The sequence below is a fragment of the Paenibacillus sp. 1182 genome (assembly GCF_017833915.1).
Classification (GTDB): Bacteria; Bacillota; Bacilli; order Paenibacillales; family Paenibacillaceae; genus Paenibacillus; species Paenibacillus polymyxa_D.
This window is the reverse complement of the sequence record NZ_JAFICR010000006.1, coordinates 156,928-179,698: the sequence shown is the minus strand read 5'-3', so window position 1 is coordinate 179,698 and position 22,771 is coordinate 156,928. Positions and strand designations below refer to the sequence as shown.

Genomic DNA, 22,771 nt, shown 5'->3' with positions numbered 1-22,771 from the left:
GACGGACGGACAATCGTTGAATTCAGTATAGTATTTACAGTTATAGCCTGTTTAAAGTGAAAAGTCAACCCTAACAACGTCTAATAAAAGCTTGTCAGAAATGAAATTAGTAAATTTCTTTCATCTCACGCTCGCGCTCCAGTACTTCGCGTTCCCGGTTTTCAAGAGCTTCCCAGCCGTCTTGGCTTAACAAGTCAAGCTGTGCTTCCACCAGTGTACGAAACCGTGCTCGGTAAATCGATGCCTGCTTCTTCAGCTCTTCAACCTCCAACGCGATCTTGCGGGATTTGGACAATGCTTCGTTCACAATACGGTCCGCATTTTTTTCCGCTTCCTTCACGATCAGTTGGGATTCTTTCTTGGCGTTGTTACGAACTTCATCTGCGGCTTCCTGCGCTACGATAATCGTCTTACTCAGCGTATCCTCAATAGTCGCGAAATGATCGAGCTTCTCCTGTACGTTCAACAACTCGGTGCTCAGTTCTTTATTTTCACGAATAACGCCCTCGTAATCTTTGATCACCTGATCCAAAAATTCATTAACCTGATCCTCATCATAACCGCGAAGCCGGCGGGCAAATTCCTTGTTATGTATATCCAATGGCGTTAATGGCATGCCGTCCACCTCCTATAAGATTGACAAAAAATACATTTTCCGCGTCACGACGCTCACTATCATCTATCGGTCATCATACCCCGTTTTGTGAATACTGTACAGAGCAAAATCGTTCCAGTTCTTCGCTATAGCTTAATTCTTTCGACAGAAAGCTCGTGATTCCTGCCTACAGCTATACAAACTTACCAATTTTGACACGGAATCTTCCCTTTTTTGTCATCCCGTCTGTTTCAAGCACTTTGAAACGCCCAAAACCCTGCATGGAAATAACGTCTCCAGCTTTAAGTGGAGTGGATGGATTCTCCTCCACCTTCCAATTTACCCTGCACCGTCCCGCCCGAATCGGTGTTAATATTTTACTGCGGCTTAGCTTGTACACATCGCTAGCAATACCGTCCAGACGCAAAGAAGCGACCGTCAGGTCTAGCGTCTCTAATGCAACTTCCTTCGTTCGCAGACTCGCTACAGGCAATAGTTCTGTCCATACATGAACACGGTGTACCTGCTGCAAATGCATCGTCATAAAATTACCGATCTCTGAAGCTACCAATACATGACACCCATCATCCAGTACATGAATATCTCCAATTTTCCCACGTTTGATTCCAAGTCCCAGTAGGGCACCTAGATAATCACCGTGCTCAAGGGTACCTATTTTAAGATCGTCAGATGTGATGGAAAGGACCTGAATCCCCATCTCCTCACCGTCCAAATACGAATAATCGGGCGCAATCAGCGCCCGCTTTCGTTCCGAAGCCATGTATCCGCCATCTACCCTAATCGTGACCTTGTCTTCCTTCGAAGCAAGTGTCTCCAATATGTACTGTTGGCGCGGGTCCAAAAAATCAGTCAGCTTCTGCTCATGATAAGCCCCCGCATGACTGATCCATTCGGAAGCACGATCCACATAATCCCGTTCATCCGGGTGAAAATGCTCATAAATCTCAGTTCGCATAACTCCTCCTAGACGAGCTTACCAATTAAAGAAATCAAACCGTACGACGCAAAACGCAGAGCAATCAGCGCAACGATGGGAGAAATATCAATCATCCCGAAGATTGGCGGTATAAACCTGCGAAAAGGAGACAAATACGGCTCCACAAACTTGGCAAGTAAATCACCAATCACACTCTCTCTAGCATTAGGAAGCCATGACAGCAGAACATATGCAATGATCATGTACGAATAAATCTGAAATAGCCAGTAAATTACCTCGATCAAGAAAAGTTCACCTCATTCTGTTAAGTTCTTGTTCAGTGTCAGCCAGTATTTCCGTAATAGAGCCTTGAATCTCAACCGTATCTGGTGTACACAGAAAAATATTGTTCCCGACTTTGGAAATACCACCACCCAGTGCATACACAGTACCACTCAAAAAATCAATAATGCGTAGCGCCTGATCCTTGCGAATTCGTTGCAAATTGACTACGACGGTGCGATGGGAACGGATATGGTCGGCAATTTCCTGTGCTTCATCATAAGAACGCGGCTCATACAGGACAACTTTCACATTTTTCTGTGAATGGATGCTGACAACATTAGTGCCCTTCTGGTTCTTACGTTTATCAAAGCTTGGGGTTTCAATTTCTTGATCTTCCTGCGTATTCATAACCTCTCGCTCTATAACTTCCTCTTCTTCCTGAAGCCCCAGAAAGTTCATGAACTTATTCATTACGCCCAATGGAAATCCTCCTCTCGTCCGACCAGTACGGAACCAAGCCGCAGCCAGGTCGCTCCTTCTTCAACCGCCACTTCAAAATCATTGGACATCCCCATAGACAAGTGAACGATGGGTTCCCTGGTCAAGGCTTGTCCATTTAACCTATCCCGTAATTCACGCAATCCCCGAAACACAGGCCGAGTTTTTTCCGGGTCTTCCTCATGAGGAGCCATCGTCATCAAGCCAATCACGTCCACATGTTCCAGCTCGCGAATTTGTTCCAAAAAGGGGACAACCGCCTCAGAGGACAAGCCATATTTGGACATTTCCCCAGAAATATTGACTTGCACAAAAGCTTTAACTCGCAGTCCCAGAGCAGCTGCCTTCTTATCCAATTCCTGAGCGAGTGATAAGCGGTCAAGCGAATGTATAAATTTAAATTTTCCAATTACATCTTTAACCTTATTCGTTTGGAGATGACCAATAAAATGCCACGTTCCCCGGTCACCCAGCTTACTCCATTTATCCGCAGCATCCTGCCAGCGATTTTCGCCCACATGCTCTAAGTCGCTATCCAATACCGATGTCATTGTCGCCGCCGAAACATATTTCGTGACAGCGATCACATTTACTTCATCACGCGAACGTCCGCTTCGGGCACATGCCGCTTCTACACGGGCATTCACTTCTTTAATTCGTTCCTCCAAAGACACGGGAGGACTCACCTCTCTTCCAGACCAATCCAACTCGCCATTCTTCCTGTGACGCCGCCTTCTTTGCGATATGAAAAAAACAAATCGCTACGGCTACTCGTGCATAAGGTTGTACATTCGATATGGCTCGGCAATATTCCTGCTTTCATCATAATGTGTCGATTGCATTGTTTCAAGTCAAGTAGTGTTTTACCGTCAGCTAAGGGGAAGTAAACAGAACCTTCCCATTTATCATTACCCGGGCAATCATGCTCCAAAACCCGAATTTGGTTCATCACGTGCTCATCCACCTCATAGGATTCAGAACCAATGGAAGGACCAATAGCTGCTAGTATATCAGACGGCTGAGATCCATATTCGTTTTGCATGGTCTGTACCATTTTCAATGCGATTTCCGCAACGGTTCCCTTCCAGCCTGCATGCGCCAACCCAATCACACGGCGCACTGGATCACAAAAATATAAGGGTACACAGTCTGCATAAAAAGACGTCAGCAAAATGCCAGGTACATTCGTCAACAGTCCATCTGTGTCCTGAAAAGCGGATGCACGATCTATAAAGCCCCGCCCGCGGTCAGTAGCCTTGACCACAGCAACATGATGACCATGAACCTGCTCACCGCACGTCCATGCTTCAGCAGCAAAACCAAGTTGCTCTGCAATGAGCCGCCGGTTACGAATGACTTTCTCGGGGTCATCCCCTACATGAAACGCACAGTTCAGACTAGCGTAGGGAACCTCACTGACACCTCCATGACGACCTGTAAAACCCGCTGTTAATCCCTGAACCTGTCGTTCCCAGGATTGAATATATAACAACTCCGGTACGGGACGTCCGCCATCTTGCATTGGCATAGCCCCCGTAGCCTCGGTATTCATTACAAATGGTTCCATTCATTCTCACCTCTACTGCCCAGTGTACCAAAAAGCCGCCGCTGTGTCTTCACAACATACTAAATTACGTGTCCCTCTTGTTCAAAAGACCCGTCGGTCATTCCGCTCCTGACGTTCGATATACGGCTTTTCCTCCCTTTCATCCGGTGGATCATGCAATCCCTCCAATCGAACAAGCACAACATCCGAACCAATTTTCACAATGTTGCGCCACGGAATAACCAATTCGCTTCCCCCTCCAAACCAGCCCATGAATCGACTGCTGCCCGGAACCACAATAGCTTCAATTTTCCCTTGTCGTACGTCAATCTCCAGATCACTGATTTGTCCCAGACGTCGCCCATCTACAATGTTAATGACATCCTTGGTTTGAAACTCGGAAATTTTCATGGCTCTTACTGACGTTTCCGGTGCACTCACACGCATCACATCCTTTAATTCACTATATGAGCGAAAGAGCCCAAAAAATGTCCTGTAAACGCAAAAACGATCCGGATAGGATCGTTTTTATCGCTGAATCATTCAAGCATTCATTTCATTAGGACTTTACATGTTTTTGCATTTGCTGAATAGCCGACTTCTCTAATCTTGAAACCTGGGCTTGAGAGATACCGATTTCGTCGGCAACCTCCATTTGCGTCTTTCCTTCATAAAAACGCATAGACAATATCATCTTTTCACGCTGGCCCAGGCGATGCATCGCTTCCCGCAGAGCGATTTCCTCAATCCATGAGACGTCTTTATTTCTGTCATCACTGATCTGATCCATCACATAGATTGGGTCGCCCCCGTCGTGATATATCGGCTCGAACAGCGAAACCGGATCCTGAATTGCATCCAACGCGAACACAACATCTTCTTTAGGCACATTCAGTGCCTCTGAAATTTCAAAAATCGTTGGTTCCCGCGAGTTCAGATTCGTCAGACTGTCCCGCACTTGAAGCGCCTTATATGCAATATCCCGTAACGAACGGGATACACGGATCGGATTGTTATCCCGCAAATAACGGCGGATCTCTCCGATAATCATCGGCACCGCGTAAGTGGAGAACTTTACGTTTTGCGAAAGGTCAAAATTATCAATCGCCTTCATTAGGCCGATACATCCTACCTGAAACAAATCGTCCACAAACTCTCCCCGATTGTTAAATCGTTGAATCACACTCAGGACGAGTCGGAGATTGCCGTTGACCAATTTTTCTCTGGCTGATCGTTCATTATTTTGCTGAAGTGATGTGAACAACTCGCGCATTTCTGCATTGGTTAATACCGGCAGTTTGGCGGTATCCACACCGCAAATTTCCACTTTGTTTCGGGTCATCGTGTCTTACCTCCCAAGGAGCAACATTAATGTACATTATCTCCTGAGGGCATTTTTTTATTCGCCGTTTCCATCGCTTCCGGATATACCCATGCATTATACCATTTTATTAAATTCTTTTCGTAAGCGCTTTATTATTCGTTTTTCCAGACGCGAAATATACGATTGCGAGATACCCAACAGGTCAGCAACATCCTTCTGTGTCTTCTCTTCTCCGTCTTGTAAGCCGAAGCGCAGCTCCATAATCAAACGCTCTCGATCCGTCAACTTATCCAGTGCTTTATGCAATAATTTACGGTCTACCTGCTCTTCAATATTACGGTAAATGGTATCATTTTCCGTCCCCATCACATCGGAAAGCAACAACTCGTTACCGTCCCAATCAATATTCAGAGGCTCATCAAAAGAAACTTCCGTTCTTGTTTTACTATTGCGACGCAAATACATCAAAATCTCATTCTCAATGCATCGGGACGCATAGGTGGCAAGTTTGATTTTCTTCTCCGGATCAAAAGTGTTAACCGCTTTGATTAGTCCAATAGCACCGATGGATACGAGATCTTCAATGTTGATGCCCGTATTCTCAAATTTGCGGGCAATATATACGACTAACCGCAAATTTCTTTCGATTAGCATCGACCGTACTGCCGCATCTCCAGAAGAAAGTTTTCCCAGCAAATAATCTTCTTCGTCTCTCGTCAGCGGTGGGGGGAGCGCCTCGCTGCCGCCAATATAATAAATTTCTTCACTTTTCAGCCCAAATAAAAATAAAATACGATAATATTGCAGTTGCAACGCTAGCCTAATTTTCATCTTCAATTTCATCTGTTCCCGCATATCATTCTCCCCCTTTTAAAAATGTGCAATTCCATCTGTGCTCCGTCCATTTCACCAATGGATGTTTCTCATTGCCTTCAAACATCATTTTGTGTTTATGCTCCATCATCCTGATTCTGTTAAATGTTCACTCAAATGTGCATCTCGTTTCTGGTTGGTATCAGCACTGCCCCCTTCTTGTGCCGTCACATCCGGGTGGATGATGGCGTGATACTTACCCTCTGCTGACAATGTTCCCCCGTCCAAGCCAATCAACACTCGATGATGTACAAAATGAACCCCATTCATCACCACCTCTACCCGGTCTGGTTTAAGGGCAAGCATAAAGGAATGACTGCGGTTAATTCCACGATAGGGGACGAGACGAACACGATCCTGCCAGCTAAACGATTCGTCTCCCAGTTCCATCACCAGTTGGTCAGCATTACCCTCAGAACATTTTTGGAGCCAGGAAGCAGGCAAATACGACTCCCACAATGCTGCCTCCATGACCATCACCGGGGTTCGGGTCAAAGGATCATGGAGCTGGTTACCTGTATCCAACAAGCCTGTACACTCAATATGATCCTGTCCAATCCACACCTGCACTTGTCCCAGAAACCCACTCATCCTTTCTGTGCGCTGCTTTGAGGACTGCACAATTCGAAAGAAAAGCATCACTCCGCCAAATGCGCATAAAATAAACCAGAATGCAATTTTCAGTTCAAAAGACATTCCTCCTGAAGCGGTGTACCAGATGCCATTAAACAGTTCCCCTGTATTTTGGAGAAAATAATGCATCCCCAAAATGCCACCTGCAGCTACAAAATTGATCATGTAAAAGGCACCCATTGTACGAAGATACTTTTGCATGCTGCCAAATCCAAAAGCCACCAGCAGCATTATGACCGATAATGCCAGTTTGATCAGGAACGTAAATAAAAAGGACAGTTCCGGCACAAACATCATGACCACGTACATTGCGCCGATTCCAGCTGAAGCCATCAACCTCCACCACACCGGACGGATTTTTCTCATCCAAGCGGTGACCATCAGCAGCACAGCATCAATGAACAAATTGGCCAAAAAAATCAAGTCGATATAAACAACCAAGGCTTCACCCGCCCAGCGTTTGCAGGATAGGCTTAAGTATAGTAGTCATGCTGTTCAAAGTCTGTCTAACGGTGGGGACGGTGACCGACTAATTTTGTCGGAAAGAGGAGAAGCACCTGAACTGCAGGATACGGAAAACAGAAAGAAGCCCGCATCTCCAGGGAGAATGCGGGCAGTCTGAATTGAAACTAGTTATCGTTATTATTATTGCGCGAACGGTTACGTAAAAATGTAGGAATGTCTAATTGATCACTGCTTTGAGTGTTACCAAATGGACGCAAGTTAGGAGAGCCTTTTTCCGCCGATTCGGAAGTAGCTGGGTTAGCTGCCGGTTTACGTCCCGGTGCCGGTTGACTTGGCTTGCCTTCAAAGCCAGTGGCAATGACGGTAACCTTGATCTCTTCTTTCAACTCTTCGTCAATGATAGCACCAAAAATCATGTTTACTTCCGGATCGGAAGCCGATGTTACAATTTCAGCTGCCTCATTAACCTCATACAGAGACAGGTTGTTGCCGCCAGTGATGTTCATAATCACACCACGAGCACCTTCAATGGATGTCTCCAACAACGGGCTCATAATCGCCTTGCGTGCAGCTTCAGCCGCACGATTTTCACCAGTTGCTTCGCCAATCCCCATCAAAGCGGAACCACGCTCCGTCATGATCGTCTTAACGTCAGCAAAGTCAAGGTTGATTAGACCCGGTACAGCGATCAAATCTGAAATACCTTGTACCGCCTGACGCAGAACATTGTCCGCTTCACGGAATGCTTCCAACATCGGGGTTTTCTTGTCCACAATTTCAAGCAAGCGGTCATTCGGGATTACAATCAAAGTGTCTACTTTTTCTTTTAATCCCTCAATACCAAGTTCAGCTTGATTGGAGCGCTTACGCCCTTCAAACGTGAACGGTCGGGTTACCACGCCTACAGTCAGCGCGCCGCATTCCTTGGCAATTTCAGCAATGACAGGAGCCGCTCCGGTTCCTGTACCGCCACCCATTCCCGCCGTTACGAATACCATATCCGCACCTTTGAGCGTATTCATAATGAGCTCACGCGACTCTTCAGCCGCTTTTTTACCCACATCTGGGTTAGCGCCGGCACCCAGACCGCGGGTCAGCTTATCGCCAATTTGAAGCTTATGCTCAGACTTCGCTAAATGAAGTGCTTGGGCATCTGTATTGACTGTAATGAACTCCACACCCTGAACACCATTTTCGATCATTCGGTTAACCGCATTGCTGCCGCCGCCTCCGACGCCGATCACTTTAATTTGAGCCAAGCTCTCCATTTCAAAATCAAATTCCAACATACTATTCCATCTCCCCCTCAATGTGCATGGATGGCCCGTCCATGATTGGCATAATTAGCAATGAACGTTATATAAATTCACTGAACATATTTTTTAATCGTTCAATCAACCCCTGCTTTTGCTCACCTTCCGCAACGGGACTACTGCTTTTGGTTCGGTTAGTCGGCTTCTTGGCACTTCCGCCACTGTTGCTAACGCTAGTCGATCTTCCGCGATAGTAACGAATAGCATTATGCAAGATTCCTACTCCGCTCGTGTAGCCCGGATCCCTTACACCGATAAAATCAGGTACGGCGATCCTTACGGAAGCAGCCAGTTCGCTTTGTGCCACCTGAAGTACACCAGGCATGGAGACGGTGCCTCCGGTAAGTATATAACCTCCCGGAAGCTCTGTGTAACCCAAGCGCTTAACTTCCGCCTGAATGAGTTGAAAAATTTCCTGCACTCTCGGCTCAATAATAGCAGCCAAATCCTGCTGGTTAAACTCCTTATCCACATTACTGCCGATACGTGTCACTTTAAAGACGACATCGACTGCCGCATCATCATACCATGCGCAGCCGTATTTAAGCTTTACTTTTTCGGCTTGATCGGTAAGGGTTCTCAGTCCGTAGGCAATATCATTGGTTACAAACTCTCCACCAATCGGAAGTGTTGATGTGGCAACAATCGTTCCTTCCTGGAAAATGGCAACATTCGTAGAACCTGCACCAATATCCACCAGAACTGAACCCATCACCTTTTCATCCTTCGAAAGAGACAATTGTCCGGCTCCAAGAGGCAGCAAGACCAGATCTTTAATCCTCAAGCCAGCTTTCTCAACGCAGCGCAACAGATTATGTATCGGGGTCTTGCCTCCAGTAACAATCGTAGCCTCTACTTCGAGACGAACTCCAATCATACCGCGAGGGTCCTGAATGCCTTCAAGGCCATCTACGACGTACTGCTTGGCTACCACGTCAATAATTTCTCTCTCCGGTGGTACGGCAATAACTTCAGCTGCCTTCAGTACACGCTCAATGTCCTCCTCACCGATTTCACGGTCCTCGTTGGACACAGCTACTACGCCATGACTATTTTGCAGGCCAATATGATTGCCTGAAATCCCCACATACACTTCTGTTATTTGAATACCAACCATGCGTTCTGCGTGATCCACGGCGTTACGGATTGATTGCACGGTTTGATCAATGTCTACAATTGCACCTTTGCGAATCCCTTCCGAGTCGGCAGATCCAACTCCAATAATATTAAAGGTTCCATTATTCATTTCCCCAATAATAGCCCGAACTTTGGATGTACCGATGTCCAAACTAACAATGATGTCATTGTTGCTCAAGTCTGTGGCACCTCCTGACTCCAAAATGAATTTCGTTCTTTAAACACACTCTGTACATATTCAACAAACTCCATGCTTTCCCTCTTTTTTCTACAAATTTTTTAGAAGCCAATTTATGGTTGCAGTCACATAAAAATTTGAAGAAAAAAGAAGGAGGCAAGTCTATTACCCATAAAATCAATTCTAGCATTTTTTCACATCACTGAGTAGTATCTTTTTCTTGGCTCTCTTCACTCGTATCTGGTTTGAACGGAACGTAGGAATCCGCCTCCAACATGGTGATCAAACCTGGATCTTCTGTTTCTAGCACCTGATTCAAATAGCTGATTTTAGAATTCAGTAGAGAAACGGTTGTTATAACCTCAAACTGGGAACGTGTGTACATTTTGATGCGGTCCGGAAAAGAAGGAATCGGCGCAGGAATGATTTCCGAAATATCGGCAGTCCATTCCCCCGGAATGCGTGATAAAGCATCACACAGCTTTGCTTTGTACGGATCATCAGATTTCCATTTGGTCAAAATAGGCTTCTCAACGGCTATTCCGCTACTCCCCACGCCCACGCTTGTCCCATTCGCTAGAATAGCACGAAGGCTCCCGTCACTCTGCAACTCGTAAGCGACCGTAGCAAACTCTTTAATGTGAATAGCAATAATACCCGGAAACTGCTTGTCCACTGTGACTTGCTGTATCGATTGAATTTCCCGCAACTTCTCAGAGATGTCAGATGAACTGACTCCGAAATACTGATCTCCAACAGCCAGACCGCTTCGGTTAAGAAGCTGGTCTCGGGTCGAAAATACATTACCATCAAAACGAATTTCAGAAACCCGACTCAACGAAGAACGGAAAAAGAGAACAGCGAGCAATACGATAAACAACAAAATGAGAAGAATAGCAATCTTTCGGCTTGTTCTTTTTTTCGTTCTGTTCTTTTTAAGAACAGGTATTTGAGCATTTGGCATAGCTTCTCTCCACAAAAGCCCTTTTGTCCCCCCGTTAATGGAGGGACATTACAGGCATTAATTTACGAAATCCAGTTGCTCCGGCACCGGAGACTGACGGCTCATTCGGGCACCCAGTCCCTGAAAAAGACGCTCGATCCGGTCATACCCTCTGTCAATATGATGAACCTGCTCGACAACGGTACGTCCTTGAGCCGCTAGACCCGCTATGACCAGCGCAGCCCCTGCCCGCAGATCGGTAGCCTCTACCGTAGCCCCGTACAGACGTGAAACTCCTCTTATAAAGGCAGCATTTGCATCAACCGTAATATCAGCACCCATTACATTTAGTTCATCCACATGTTTGAATCGGCTTTCGAAGACGGTCTCTTTCATGACACTGAATCCGTCCGCCAAAGAAAGCAGAACCATGACCTGAGATTGCAAATCCGTCGGAAAAGACGGGTAAGGGGAGGTAACGATCCTCTCCACTGCTTTGGGACGACTCATACAACTTACGGTCATTATATCATTCAAGATGCCGACTTGAACACCAGCCCGCCTGAGGACATGAATCAGAGCAGACAAGTGGGATGGATTGCAGTGTGTCAACGACACACTTCCTCGTGTAGCTGCAGCTGCGATCATAACCGTTCCAGCAACTATGCGGTCAGGAATGACCTCATACGTACACGGATTGAGGCAACTGACCCCCGTAATTGTAATCGTGTCGGTTCCAGCACCGATAATGCGGGCTCCCATGGCATTCAAGAAGTTTTGTAAATCCTGAATCTCCGGTTCCCTCGCTGCATTGGTGATCGTTGTTCGTCCTTCAGCCAACGCAGCGGCCATCATAATATTTTCCGTTGCACCTACACTCGGGAAATCCATGTGGATGTCCGAGCCGATCAGCTTGTGGGCTCGAAACGTAATTTGCTCGTCTTTTTCCTCTATCTCTGCGCCAAGAGCTTTTAAGCCCTCTAGGTGAAGATCAATTTTGCGCTCGCCTATGGCACAGCCTCCGGGCTGGTAAATAGAAACTTCTCCATATCTGGCGAGCAGCGGTCCCATCAGAAAGATAGATGAGCGCATTTGCTTCATCAAATCTTCCGGAATTTGGAACGTTCGGACGGACGACGTATCCACGTATACCGTTTCCTCTTCATGTCGGCATGTACAGCCGAGTCTTTCAAGGATGTGCAGCATGACCTTAATGTCTAAAAGATGGGGCACATTCCGAATTTCTACCTTACCTTGTGCAAGTAAGCTCGCTGCAAGAATAGGTAGTGCCGCATTTTTTGCCCCATGGATACGTATGGTGCCTGACAGGGGACGGCCTCCCTCAATCACCAATTTGTCCAATGTATCACCTCCGAGTTTACCGCTCACCCACTACGAAAACCTCCGGAACTAGCTTGATGCCGGTTTGAGATGATATTGTACTTTGAATATGCTTCATTAGGGTAAGCACGTCCTCTGCTGTCGCTTGACCGGTATTTACAATGAAATTGGCATGCTGTACAGATACCTCTGCGCCTCCCGCCTTCAAGCCCTTGAGACCTGCGCTCTCAATAAGACGGGCAGCATAGTCTCCTGGAGGATTGCGGAACACGCTTCCTGCACAAGCTAACTGTAGCGGCTGAGTCAGCCGACGGCGGTCTTTAAAAGCCGCAAGCGCTGCTGAAATTTCCTCGCGGTCGCCCCGCTTCATCCGAAACACTGCCTCTGTCACCATTCCACGTTGCTCATGCAACACGGAGTGACGATAGCTGAAATGCATATTCTCGGCATCGTACACAGCCAATTCCCCTGTATCCAGCACAATCTCAGCGGACTGGAATATTTGTGACACATCAGACCCATGGGCACCGGCGTTCATGTAGACAGCCCCACCGACCGATCCTGGGATACCACCAGCAAATTCAAGACCGGATAGGCCCTGTTTGCTGGCCATAACGCACAGTTTGACCAGTGAAACGCCTCCTCCAGCAACGATCTGTTCATCTTCAAAATGAACATAATCAAATCCTGGTCCCAGCTTGATCACAAGTCCCCGTATCCCTTTGTCAGAGACGAGCATGTTGGAGCCCCGCCCCAACTGCATCCAGGGAATTCCGTGCTCGCTAGCCAGCTTCAAAACTCTTGCCAGCTGCTCTTTGGTATCCGGGATGACAAGTGCATCCGCAGGGCCTCCAATCTTCCATGTCGTATATTTGGACAGCGGCTCATGCTCCAGCACTTTTCCGATATCATGCTCCGCTAATAATGGCATCCATTGCTGCATTGTACTGAAACCTCCTTGTTGCTTGCCCCGCATGGTTATAAGGCTCTCACCTGACAACCGGCAGCCTGAGTGATGGTCACAATCTATAGGGTATCCTATGTAAATACCATCCGGTGTGTGACAACCGCCCAATTCTACGCTGCAAACTACCTTTTACGGGCAAGACGCTCCATTTCTTTTACTAAAATATCCGCTGAGTCAGGCTTGCCAAGCGCAGACGCCGACTCCGCCATGCGACTCCGCCATGCCTTATCCTTCATAATTCCCGCTATAGATTGAAACAGGGCCGGGCCACTCAGTTCCTTTTCTACAATCATGACGGATGCGCCTGCCTTTTCAAGGGTACGAGCATTAGCCTCCTGATGGTTATTCGTCACATTAGGTGATGGGATCAGAATGGACGGAATGCCGAGCGATGTAATCTCTGCCAAGAAGGACGCACCTGCACGATTAACAATTAAAGAAGTACAGGCCAGCACCTCTGGCATATTGTGAATATAGGGAAGCACATGTAGATGATTGGGCAATGAGCCGATCTGATTCCGTATGCTATCCAGCGTTTGCTCGTAATAAGATTCTCCGGTTACATATACAAAATGGACGTCTTTCAGTTGCGAAAGTTGCGGAGCCATTGCAATCATGGCGTCATTAATGGCCTTCGCTCCCCTGCTGCCACCAACCACAAGAACAACTGAGCTGTCCATCGGAACCCCAATCGTAGCAAATCCCCGATCCCGGTTAGCCAAACGAACTGTTGTAGCACGTGGGTTTCCGGTGTACAGTACATTTTTAGCTTTGGGAAAAGCTCCTTCTGAGCCTTCAAAGCTAACAGCCACTGTATCCACATAGCGACTCAGAAATGTATTAGTCAGCCCTGGAATTGCATTTTGCTCATGAATAATGCTGGGAATTCCCAACTTGGAAGCTGCATAAACGACGGGGCCACATACATATCCCCCAGTTCCAATAACGACATCTGGCTTAAATTTCTTTAATAATGCTTTGGATCTGCGAACCCCTTTGAAAAAACGCATGATCGTTTTTATATTTTCCACAGACAAGCTGCGACGAAATCCTGTGATATCAATAGCCTCAAATGGAATTTTTTCCTGAGGAACCAACTTACTTTCGAGTCCTCGTTGACCGCCAATGTATAAAAATTCAGCGTCTGGATCAATCTCTTCGCACTGTCTGGCTACGGCCAACGCCGGATAAATATGCCCTCCGGTGCCGCCGCCGCTCAACACGACGCGCATAAACGTTCACCTCGCATAACGTGATAAATTTAGTAAAATGCCCAGAGCAGTTAGCATTAAGGTCAGAGAAGAACCTCCATAGCTGATTAAGGGCAGTGTTATTCCTGTCACCGGCATTAAACCGATAACGACACCAATATTAATGACGACCTGTACGGCGACCATTGCGACAATACCCACCGCAAGCAAACTACCATAGGTATCCGGAATGGTTATAGCGACACGCATTCCTCTCCACACGAGAACCAAAAAGAGCCCCAGCACCGTCATTCCACCGATAAAGCCAAGCTCCTCCGCCAAAATGGAAAAAATAAAATCAGTCTGCGGCTCAGGAACGTAGCTATATTTTTGTCGACTCATTCCGAGTCCCAAGCCCGCCAGCCCGCCAGGACCAATCGCATATAGCGATTGAATAATTTGATAGCCTGCGCCAAGCGGATCGGACCAAGGGTCCAGAAAAGCTGTGATGCGCTGGAGTCGATAAGGCGCAGCTGCAATCAGTGCAGCAAACCCCGCTGCTCCCGACAGAGCTAGCAGACCGAGATGCTTCATACGCGCGCCTGCCGTAAATACGATGAGCATGGACGCTCCCATCATTACCGTACCTGTGCCCAAATCGGGCTGGAGCATAATAAGCCCAAAAGCCAGTCCCATGAGTCCAAGCGGCGGCAACAGGCCGCGCGTAAAAGAGCTAATATCATAATCAGGACGACTGAGCCAACGAGCGAGAAAAAGAATCATACCCAGCTTCATAAACTCGGAAGGCTGAATGCCGAAAGAGCTAATACCGAGCCAGCTTCGTGCCCCGCCTCTTACTACACCAATGCCGGGAATTAATACGGCAACCAGCAGCGCTAGACAGATCAACAATACGACCTTGGCATATTTCTGCCAGACCCGGTAGTCCGTTCTGGCAGTAAAGTACATCGCTACTAGGCCGAGCCCCGCAAACAGCAATTGTCGCTTAACAAAATAGTAGGAGTCCCCGTACTCGTGAAAAGCGAGGACGGCGCCCGCACTATATACCATAACCATGCCGATGGCTAATAAGCTTACAATACAAACGAAAAGCCATAGATCCGGCGCTGGACGAGACTGCTTCATCAGGAGGCCACCCCTTGCATAAAAGTAGGGGCTTATCCAACCCCCCTACTTACAATTTATGCGCCGCCTCTTTAAAAATACGTCCACGCTCTTCATAGGATCGGAACATATCCCAGCTTGCACAGGCGGGTGAGAGTAATACCACATCTCCCGTCTCAGCAAATTCAGAAGCCTTGTTCACAGCCTCCACGAGCGTAGCGGCGGCATCCTCCCCATTATCGACGACCTTGACATGCTCTATTCCGGCCTGCTTGGCCCGCTCAGCCAGCTTATGCCGTGTCTCACCCAGGAGCACAACGGCTTTCACACCTTCCTGTAAAGAAGGTACGAGCTCTGTATAATCAGAGCCACGATCCAATCCTCCGGCAATGAGTACAATAGGCTGCTTAAAGGAAGATAAGGCCATCATCGTTGCTTTCGAATTGGTTGCTTTGGAATTATTGTAATAAGCTACACCAGCGTGTTCTAAAACATATTCAAGCCGATGTTCTACGCCGCGAAAAGTACTTAATGGTTCCGCCAAATTTGCTGGTTCTGCGCCTGCAGCAATGGCGATTGCGCAGGCAGCAAGAGCATTTTCTACGTTAAAACGACCCGGAAGTCCAATCTCAGCTATGCCTATAATGGGATGCAGCACACCATTTCCATCGCGGTATACGATGCTACGTTCAATATCGTCCGTCACATCCGGTATGTATGGCGGATCAGCAAACAACCCTTCCTGCAAACGTTCTGTCGTAGAGAACGGAAGCAGCTTCGCTTTTATATAGGGTACCAGCTCCCGGCAGACGGGGTCGTCCCAGTTCACCACCGCAGTATCCGCCGCCGTTTGATTGGCAAATAGACGCGCCTTGGATGCAACGTAGTCCTCCATGCCTCCGTGGTAGTCCAAATGGGTCTCTGCTACATTGAGCAGGCAGGCCACAGCGGGCTTGAAATCCTTTGTTCCTTTTAACTGAAAGCTGCTCAGCTCCACAACCATCCACTCATCCGACTTGGCGTCCACAGCCGCCTCACATACGGGCGTACCGATATTACCAGCCACGATTGGATTCATGCCGGATGCCTCCAACAGCTTGCCTACCCAAGTGGTCGTGGTCGTCTTTCCGTTGGAGCCAGTAATTCCGATGATCGGAGCTTTACATAGATGGTAGGCGACCTCAACCTCGGTCACAACCTCAATGCCGAGCTCGACAGCTTTCTGTACGGGAAGGGCCGTATAAGGAATGCCTGGATTTTTGACAACCAGCTTCACTCCAGGATGAATCAACCCCTCTGGGTGACCCCCGCATAAAACGGAAATTCCCAAAGCCTCTAATTCAGAAGCTTCGGGACATTGTTCCCTATCTTTTTTATCATTGACTGTCAGCTTCGCTCCGGCCTGGTGCAGCACCTTGGCAACTTGCACACCGCTTTTGGCCAGACCGATAATGACGACTTCCTGATCTCTGTATGCGTCTGGATGATTCATTAGTCTACAACCCCTTGTTGAGATAAAGTCCGAGTCCTGCCAACAGCAGTCCTACAGCCCAGAATGTAATAACTACGCGCCATTCGGACCAGCCGGACAGCTCGAAATGATGATGAATAGGGCTCATTTTGAAAATACGCTTGCCACGTGTTTTAAAGGAAGCTACCTGCAAGACCACGGACAGCATTTCAATTACGAATACACCGCCGATAATGAGAAACAAAATTTCGCTTTTCGTAACGATGGCAATGGCACCTATGGCGCCGCCGATTCCCAGCGAGCCTGTGTCACCCATAAACACCTTGGCAGGATGAGCATTATATACAAGAAATCCTAGTACAGCGCCGATCATAGCTGCTGAGCATACTGCTGCCGGAAGCGAGGTTGCCTGAATCGCGACAATGGCATAAGCAGCAAAGGCAATGGCACTTGTACCGGACAGCAGCCCGTCCAGCCCATCCGTGAAATTGACAGCGTTGCTAATTGCCAGCATCATGATAATAATGAACGGATAATAGAACCAGCCGCCCCAATCAAATGACCATGACGTTCCAGGGATGCCGATCGCAGTACTATGATCATTGCTAAGCAGAAGCCAGCACATGATCGCGCCAAACAATAATTGTCCAAACAGCTTTTGACGCGCCGTCAGGCCTAACGAGCGTTTGAATACAATTTTGATATAGTCATCCAAAAAGCCGATCAGCCCAAAACCGAGTGTAGCAACCAGCAGAACGTAAAAGTCCGTATTTTTGATAGCTGAAAACTTAAGAAAGGTCAGCGTAAAAGCCACCAGAATCACGATACCGCCCATTGTAGGCGTACCTATCTTTTTAAGATGGCTTTGTGGCCCGTCATCCCGGACCTGCTGGCCAAATTTCATTCGCCGCAGCAGCGGAATGAGCAGTGGAGCGGCAATGACCGCCAGTATAAACGATACGACGATCGTCAGCAGTAATAATTGAATATCCATGGGAGTCTCCCTCTCGTCAACATCAGTTCTGTAGCGGACCGTTTTTCAGCGCATCCACAATTTCTTCTAGTCGCATCCCTCTGGATGCCTTAACCAGCACAATATCATTGGCGTGGAGATGAACCCGCAAATGCTGGATCAACTCTTGCTTATCTGTATAGGCGTGCACGTTAACAGCTGGCATCAACCCTTGCGCGCCCTGTGCAATCGAAGTGCCTAACGCACCGTAGGTAAACAGTACCTCTACGTCGTGCTTTGCCGCGAAAATTCCAATTTCCTCATGGAATTGCTTTTCCTCAGGTCCCAGCTCCAGCATGTCACCAAGTACGGCGACTTTACGTCCATCCGTTTTATACGCAGACAACGTCTGAATTGCAGCCTTCATAGAAGCCGGACTGGCATTATAAGCGTCGTTTAGCACAGTAAGTCCATTAGGACAGTTCACGACCTCAATACGCATGCCCGTCAGTTTTAAAGACGACAACCCTTTACGTATATGGTCTGCATCGACATTGAAATGACGCGCTACCGCCAGTGCTGCCAAACCATTTACAACATTGTGCTGTCCAAGCAAGGGAAGTCGGAAAGCCTCTTTGCCAGATTGGGCTGTTATGAATAAGCTACCTTCTCCATCCGAAGTGATTTCAGTTGGATAGTCATCGTTGCCTGCAGCTAGCCCGAACGTAAATAATTTTAAACCTTCAGGCTTGACCGTTTCAGACTCCGCCAACACTTGTGAAAGCAGTGGTTCATCCCCGTTGTAGATCAGCAAACCACCGGGCTTAAGGCCACTTGTGATTTCCAACTTTGCACGAGCGATTTCCGCACGAGAACCAAGCTGCAGCAAGTGCGATTCGCCTATGTTCGTTATGATAGCTACATCTGGTTGGGCAATATTAGCCAGCAGACGAATCTCTCCACGTCCACTCATGCCCATCTCCAGAATGAGAATATCTGTATCCTGCGGCATGGACAGTACCGTTAAAGGCAAACCGATATGATTGTTATAATTTCCTTCGGTTTTGTGTACTTTAAAAGTCGTGCCCAGCAGAGCGTTTACGATGTCTTTCGTTGTCGTCTTGCCGTTGCTTCCCGTGATCCCAACGACAGAAACGCCAGTTTCGCGTAAGTATGCAGCTGCTAGATGCTGAAGGGCTTCTAACGTATCCTCTACCTCAATAGCGTTCTCAGCCGGAGGTACGCCATGATCCTTTTGCCATAAAAATGCAGCTGCACCTGCCTCACTTACGATCTGCTGCACATAATTATGCCCATCAAATCGTTCGCCCACGAGTGGAACAAACAACCCTTGGCTCTGCGGCCTGCGAGAATCTGTAAAAACGCCTTCGACTATCTGTTCGGCGTCCGCTTCTCCGTGAAGTGTTCCTTCACACATAGATGCAATCTGACCGATTGTTCTTTTCATCACTTGGATAAACCCCTTATCGCTTCTTTGGCTACGATGCGGTCATCGAATTCATGCACCGTTTTTCCGATCAACTGGTAAGTCTCATGACCTTTTCCCGCAATCAATACTACATCGTCAGGGCTTGCCATTTCAACAGCTTTATGAATTGCAGTTCTTCGATCCACGATCAATTCGTATCGTTCTGCGGGTATACCTTCATCAATCAGCCCTTGTTCGATGTCTTTCAAAATCACTTTCGGGTCCTCTGTTCGCGGATTGTCGGAAGTAATAAACGAATGATCACTGTAACGCGCAGCAATTTTCCCCATCAACGGACGTTTCGTACGATCCCGGTCACCGCCGCATCCAAATACACACCATACTTTACCGACCGCAAATTCCTTTACGGTGCGAAGGACATTTTCCAATCCGTCCGGTGTATGGGCATAGTCTACAATAACAGCAAAGGGCTGACCCGCATCTACAGGCTCTACCCGCCCATCTACGCCCGCGATAGACTCTAGACTCCTCTTGATATCCGCCAGCGAAATTCCCTCCAGCAGAGCTGCGGTAATGGCCGCCAGTGCGTTGTACACATTGAACTTGCCCACCATTCGAAGCTCAATATCGGTATCTCCTTTAAAAGTGGACACATGGAAGAAGGTTCCCTTGGCACCAATAGTGATACGAGATGCCTGCACATCAGATTCCTTTTCCACGCCGTATGTAATCACTTGGGCCGCAGTTTGAGCCTGCAAATAGGAAGAAGCCGGATCGTCTGCATTCAGAACAGCATATTTGCTATCTGATGCATCACGCGAGAAAGCATTTCCCAACCTAGAGAACAAAAGTCCTTTTGCAGCACGGTACTCCTCCATTGTGTTGTGGTAGTCCAGGTGGTCCTGCGTCAGGTTTGTAAATATAGCTGTGCGAAAATCAGTTCCCTTGACGCGACCCTGCTCCAACGCATGTGAGGATACTTCCATGACACAGCATTGAACCCCCTGCTCTGCCATATTTCCCAGATAACGTTGAAGTTCCACCGCTTCGGGCGTAGTGCCAGACATTGGATAAGACTGACCACCGTAACGCATTTGAATCGTACCAATCAGTCCGGTGTTCACCCCGGCGTCCTTCATGATCTTTTCAATCAGATAAGTTATCGTTGTTTTACCGTTGGTTCCGGTTATGCCGATCATGCGCATGCGTCGGCTCGGTGAATCAAACATATAATCCGCCAAAACCGCCATGGCATGTCGTGCATCCTTAACTACAAGCTGCGGAACAGGTACATCCAGTTCCCGTTCAACGACCAAAGCTGCCGCTCCGGACGCAATTGCCTGCTCGGCATATTCATGTCCGTCCACTGTAAAACCTGGCAGACACAGAAATAAATCTCCCGGTTGCACTCGACGTGAATCCGCCCCGATTCCTCGGCAATCCACTGTACCGTCACCCACGACACGGGAGACGGCCAGCAGTGAAGCCAATTGTTGAAGCTGCATCTTTCATTCCTCCATTGCTCTCTCGTTATTCATAGTATGGTATAAAATGAACCTATCAATCCCCCATGTAAATACGGATCGTTGATCCCCGCTCCAATCTGGAGCCCGGCTTCGGCGCCTGACTCACGACCGTCTTGCCTGACCCGGATTTTACGAGCATAAAGTTCATATTCATATCTTCGTACAAATCAGCTGCAGTAGCACCTACCAGATCAGGTACCGTTTCGATCGGATTTTCTCCATACTTGTACTCTTTGGCAATTTGATTGGTGCGAGGTGGTATTTTTAAGGCAATCAGCGCGTCCTTTAAAATATTTTGCACGATTGGCGCAGCAACAACCCCGCCGAATTGAATGCCCTTCGGGTTATCGACAGCGGTATAGACGACGATTTGCGGATCATCTGCCGGTGCAAAACCAATAAAGGATACAATATGCTCCGAGGAAGAATAACGCCCGTTAATCACCTTTTGTGCTGTCCCCGTTTTACCTCCCACCCGGTAGCCTTCAATAAAAGCAGGACGACCTGTACCTTTAGCAACGACACTTTCCAGCGCTTCCCTTACCTGTCGGGAGGTGTCCTCTGAAATGACCCTACGTACCAGTTCTGGTTCTACTTTTTCCAGCACTTTTCCGGTTCCCGGCTGAACCCAACCTTTTGTAATGTGAGGCTTGTAAAGATTACCGCCATTGATTGCCGCTGATACAGCCGTAACCTGCTGGATCGGGGTGACAGACACCCCTTGACCAAAAGCGGTCGTCGCCAGTTCTACAGGACCTACCTGAGGTAGCTTGAACAAAATGCCGTTGCCCTCACCAATCATGTCGATCCCCGTTTTGCTGCCGAAGCCAAAATTGCGAATGTACTTGAACAGTGTTTCTTTGCCTAACCGCTGCCCCAATGTTACAAAACCAGGGTTGCAAGAATTCTCCACCACTTGAAGGAAAGTTTGGCTCCCATGTCCGCCTTTCTTCCAGCAACGCAGACGTGCTCCACCGACTTCAATATATCCCGGATCAAAAAAACGGTCATTTTTGAGATTGACCTTCTTTTCTTCCAAGGCAGCCGCCAATGTAATAATTTTAAAAGTAGACCCAGGTTCATATGTCATCCAGATAGGCAGATTTCGATTGTAGATTTCAGGCGCATATTGCTTGTATAGCGCTGGCTCATAGCTTGGTCGTCCAGCCATGCCTAATATTTCACCCGTCTTGGGGTTCATAGCTATAGACAACGCGGACTTCGCCTGAAATTTGACCATGGCTTGGTCAAGCTCCCGCTCCATAATGGACTGCACAGACTTATCAATGGTTAATTGTAAATTCAGTCCATCCTTCGGTTCAATGTATTTTTCGGAAGAACCTGGCATCAGACGACCACCTGCATCTGATAAATATGCAATACTTCCGTCAATTCCCCGAAGCTTACTGTTTTGCTGCTTCTCTACGCCTGTCAGCCCTTGATTATCAATTCCTGTAAACCCAAGAATATGAGCGGCTAGATCACCATAAGGATAATAACGTTTGTTGTCTTCAGCAACAACGATACCCGGCAGCTTCAAATCACGAATTTGCTGCGCTTTCTCCATCGTAATTTTTCGTCCGCCGGGCTGAAGTTTTTGGCTTGCTGTTCGTTTGGTAATCAGCTTGAGCACTTTATCCTCACTCATATCCAGCAAGGGCGCCAGCCTGCGTGCCGTTTCTTCCGGCTTCTTAATCTGTACTGGTATCGCCATGACTGTGGGCGAACTGACATTGTAGGTCAGCGCCGTACCCTGCCGATCCAAAATTTCGCCACGCTTGGCGGCAAATGGAATATTGCGGCGCCACGAATCCTCAGCCTTGGCCGAGAGCTCGCCTCCTTTACCCAATTGAACATAGGCGAGCCGGATCGACAAGGCCGCAAACAGTACAAATAATCCCATTAGCCCCCATACCAGCCTTCGCCGCATGGTCACGTTAGATTTTTTCAAACGCGCTCCCTCCGTTCCTCAAATACTCATGACATGTCTTACCTCATGAATATTCAAAAGAACGAACATTA

22 protein-coding genes are annotated in these 22,771 nt (G+C 47.7%); all 22 read right to left on the bottom strand.

What is annotated here, in order from left to right; all coding sequences use genetic code 11:
* Positions 1-106: 106 nt before the first annotated feature.
* The 22 genes from JOD82_RS14320 to JOD82_RS14215 all read right to left on the bottom strand — a co-directional run bounded on the left by JOD82_RS14320 (position 107) and on the right by JOD82_RS14215 (position 22,700).
* Complete coding sequence (locus tag JOD82_RS14320; protein WP_023989434.1) at positions 107-616, bottom strand: DivIVA domain-containing protein; 510 nt, start codon at positions 614-616, stop codon at positions 107-109.
* Positions 617-788: 172 nt separating this feature from the next.
* Positions 789-1,571 (bottom strand): YlmH family RNA-binding protein, encoded by a 783-nt coding sequence (locus JOD82_RS14315; protein ID WP_029517742.1) that lies wholly within the window; start codon positions 1,569-1,571, stop codon positions 789-791.
* 8 nt (positions 1,572-1,579) lie between these two features.
* The gene (locus JOD82_RS14310; RefSeq protein WP_029517743.1) at positions 1,580-1,837 is read right to left on the bottom strand and encodes a YggT family protein; all 258 of its coding nucleotides are present in this window, start codon (positions 1,835-1,837) and stop codon (positions 1,580-1,582) included.
* Positions 1,838-1,844: 7 nt separating this feature from the next.
* Entirely contained in the window at positions 1,845-2,297 is a 453-nt protein-coding gene (locus JOD82_RS14305; RefSeq protein WP_069010286.1) for a cell division protein SepF, read from the bottom strand.
* Positions 2,288-2,989 (bottom strand): YggS family pyridoxal phosphate-dependent enzyme, encoded by a 702-nt coding sequence (locus JOD82_RS14300; protein WP_029517744.1) that lies wholly within the window; start codon positions 2,987-2,989, stop codon positions 2,288-2,290. The genes JOD82_RS14305 and JOD82_RS14300 overlap by 10 nt, the downstream gene beginning before the upstream one ends.
* 8 nt (positions 2,990-2,997) lie before the next feature.
* Complete coding sequence (pgeF, locus tag JOD82_RS14295; RefSeq protein WP_069010285.1) at positions 2,998-3,882, bottom strand: peptidoglycan editing factor PgeF; 885 nt, start codon at positions 3,880-3,882, stop codon at positions 2,998-3,000.
* An 81-nt stretch (positions 3,883-3,963) separates the two neighbouring features.
* Positions 3,964-4,308: a YlmC/YmxH family sporulation protein gene (locus JOD82_RS14290; RefSeq protein ID WP_176715675.1), complete on the bottom strand. Its 345-nt coding sequence runs from the start codon at positions 4,306-4,308 to the stop codon at positions 3,964-3,966.
* 112 nt (positions 4,309-4,420) lie between these two features.
* Positions 4,421-5,203 (bottom strand): RNA polymerase sporulation sigma factor SigG, encoded by a 783-nt coding sequence (sigG, locus tag JOD82_RS14285; protein WP_007431182.1) that lies wholly within the window; start codon positions 5,201-5,203, stop codon positions 4,421-4,423.
* A 96-nt stretch (positions 5,204-5,299) separates the two neighbouring features.
* The gene (sigE, locus tag JOD82_RS14280; RefSeq protein ID WP_209949512.1) at positions 5,300-6,040 is read right to left on the bottom strand and encodes an RNA polymerase sporulation sigma factor SigE; all 741 of its coding nucleotides are present in this window, start codon (positions 6,038-6,040) and stop codon (positions 5,300-5,302) included.
* Positions 6,041-6,145: 105 nt separating this feature from the next.
* Positions 6,146-7,132 (bottom strand): sigma-E processing peptidase SpoIIGA, encoded by a 987-nt coding sequence (gene spoIIGA, locus JOD82_RS14275; protein ID WP_209949510.1) that lies wholly within the window; start codon positions 7,130-7,132, stop codon positions 6,146-6,148.
* Between the two features lie 188 nt (positions 7,133-7,320).
* Positions 7,321-8,445: a cell division protein FtsZ gene (gene ftsZ, locus JOD82_RS14270; RefSeq protein WP_013311084.1), complete on the bottom strand. Its 1,125-nt coding sequence runs from the start codon at positions 8,443-8,445 to the stop codon at positions 7,321-7,323.
* Between the two features lie 67 nt (positions 8,446-8,512).
* A complete protein-coding gene (gene ftsA / locus JOD82_RS14265; RefSeq protein ID WP_039272246.1) occupies positions 8,513-9,784 on the bottom strand; it encodes a cell division protein FtsA in 1,272 nt (423 codons plus the stop codon).
* Positions 9,785-9,983: 199 nt separating this feature from the next.
* Positions 9,984-10,748, bottom strand: a complete 765-nt coding sequence (locus tag JOD82_RS14260) for a cell division protein FtsQ/DivIB (RefSeq protein ID WP_069010282.1) — start codon at positions 10,746-10,748, stop codon at positions 9,984-9,986.
* Positions 10,749-10,805: 57 nt separating this feature from the next.
* Entirely contained in the window at positions 10,806-12,116 is a 1,311-nt protein-coding gene (gene murA, locus JOD82_RS14255; RefSeq protein ID WP_176715673.1) for a UDP-N-acetylglucosamine 1-carboxyvinyltransferase, read from the bottom strand.
* Positions 12,106-13,011 (bottom strand): UDP-N-acetylmuramate dehydrogenase, encoded by a 906-nt coding sequence (gene murB, locus JOD82_RS14250; RefSeq protein ID WP_029517752.1) that lies wholly within the window; start codon positions 13,009-13,011, stop codon positions 12,106-12,108. Before murB ends, murA begins: the two co-directional genes overlap by 11 nt.
* A 146-nt stretch (positions 13,012-13,157) precedes the next feature.
* Positions 13,158-14,267 (bottom strand): undecaprenyldiphospho-muramoylpentapeptide beta-N-acetylglucosaminyltransferase, encoded by a 1,110-nt coding sequence (gene murG, locus JOD82_RS14245; protein WP_039272248.1) that lies wholly within the window; start codon positions 14,265-14,267, stop codon positions 13,158-13,160.
* 6 nt (positions 14,268-14,273) lie between these two features.
* Positions 14,274-15,371 carry a stage V sporulation protein E gene (spoVE, locus tag JOD82_RS14240; protein ID WP_029517754.1) on the bottom strand — a complete coding sequence of 366 codons (1,098 nt, stop codon included), beginning with the start codon at positions 15,369-15,371 and terminating at the stop codon, positions 14,274-14,276.
* 49 nt (positions 15,372-15,420) lie between these two features.
* Positions 15,421-16,842 (bottom strand): UDP-N-acetylmuramoyl-L-alanine--D-glutamate ligase, encoded by a 1,422-nt coding sequence (gene murD / locus JOD82_RS14235; protein WP_209949508.1) that lies wholly within the window; start codon positions 16,840-16,842, stop codon positions 15,421-15,423.
* Between the two features lie 4 nt (positions 16,843-16,846).
* Entirely contained in the window at positions 16,847-17,815 is a 969-nt protein-coding gene (gene mraY / locus JOD82_RS14230; protein WP_013311092.1) for a phospho-N-acetylmuramoyl-pentapeptide-transferase, read from the bottom strand.
* 22 nt (positions 17,816-17,837) lie between these two features.
* Positions 17,838-19,241: a UDP-N-acetylmuramoyl-tripeptide--D-alanyl-D-alanine ligase gene (locus JOD82_RS14225; protein ID WP_069010280.1), complete on the bottom strand. Its 1,404-nt coding sequence runs from the start codon at positions 19,239-19,241 to the stop codon at positions 17,838-17,840.
* Entirely contained in the window at positions 19,241-20,728 is a 1,488-nt protein-coding gene (locus tag JOD82_RS14220; RefSeq protein ID WP_069010279.1) for a UDP-N-acetylmuramoyl-L-alanyl-D-glutamate--2,6-diaminopimelate ligase, read from the bottom strand. Before JOD82_RS14220 ends, JOD82_RS14225 begins: the two co-directional genes overlap by 1 nt.
* Before the next feature lie 55 nt (positions 20,729-20,783).
* Entirely contained in the window at positions 20,784-22,700 is a 1,917-nt protein-coding gene (locus JOD82_RS14215; protein WP_025721601.1) for a stage V sporulation protein D, read from the bottom strand.
* Positions 22,701-22,771: the final 71 nt, after the last annotated feature.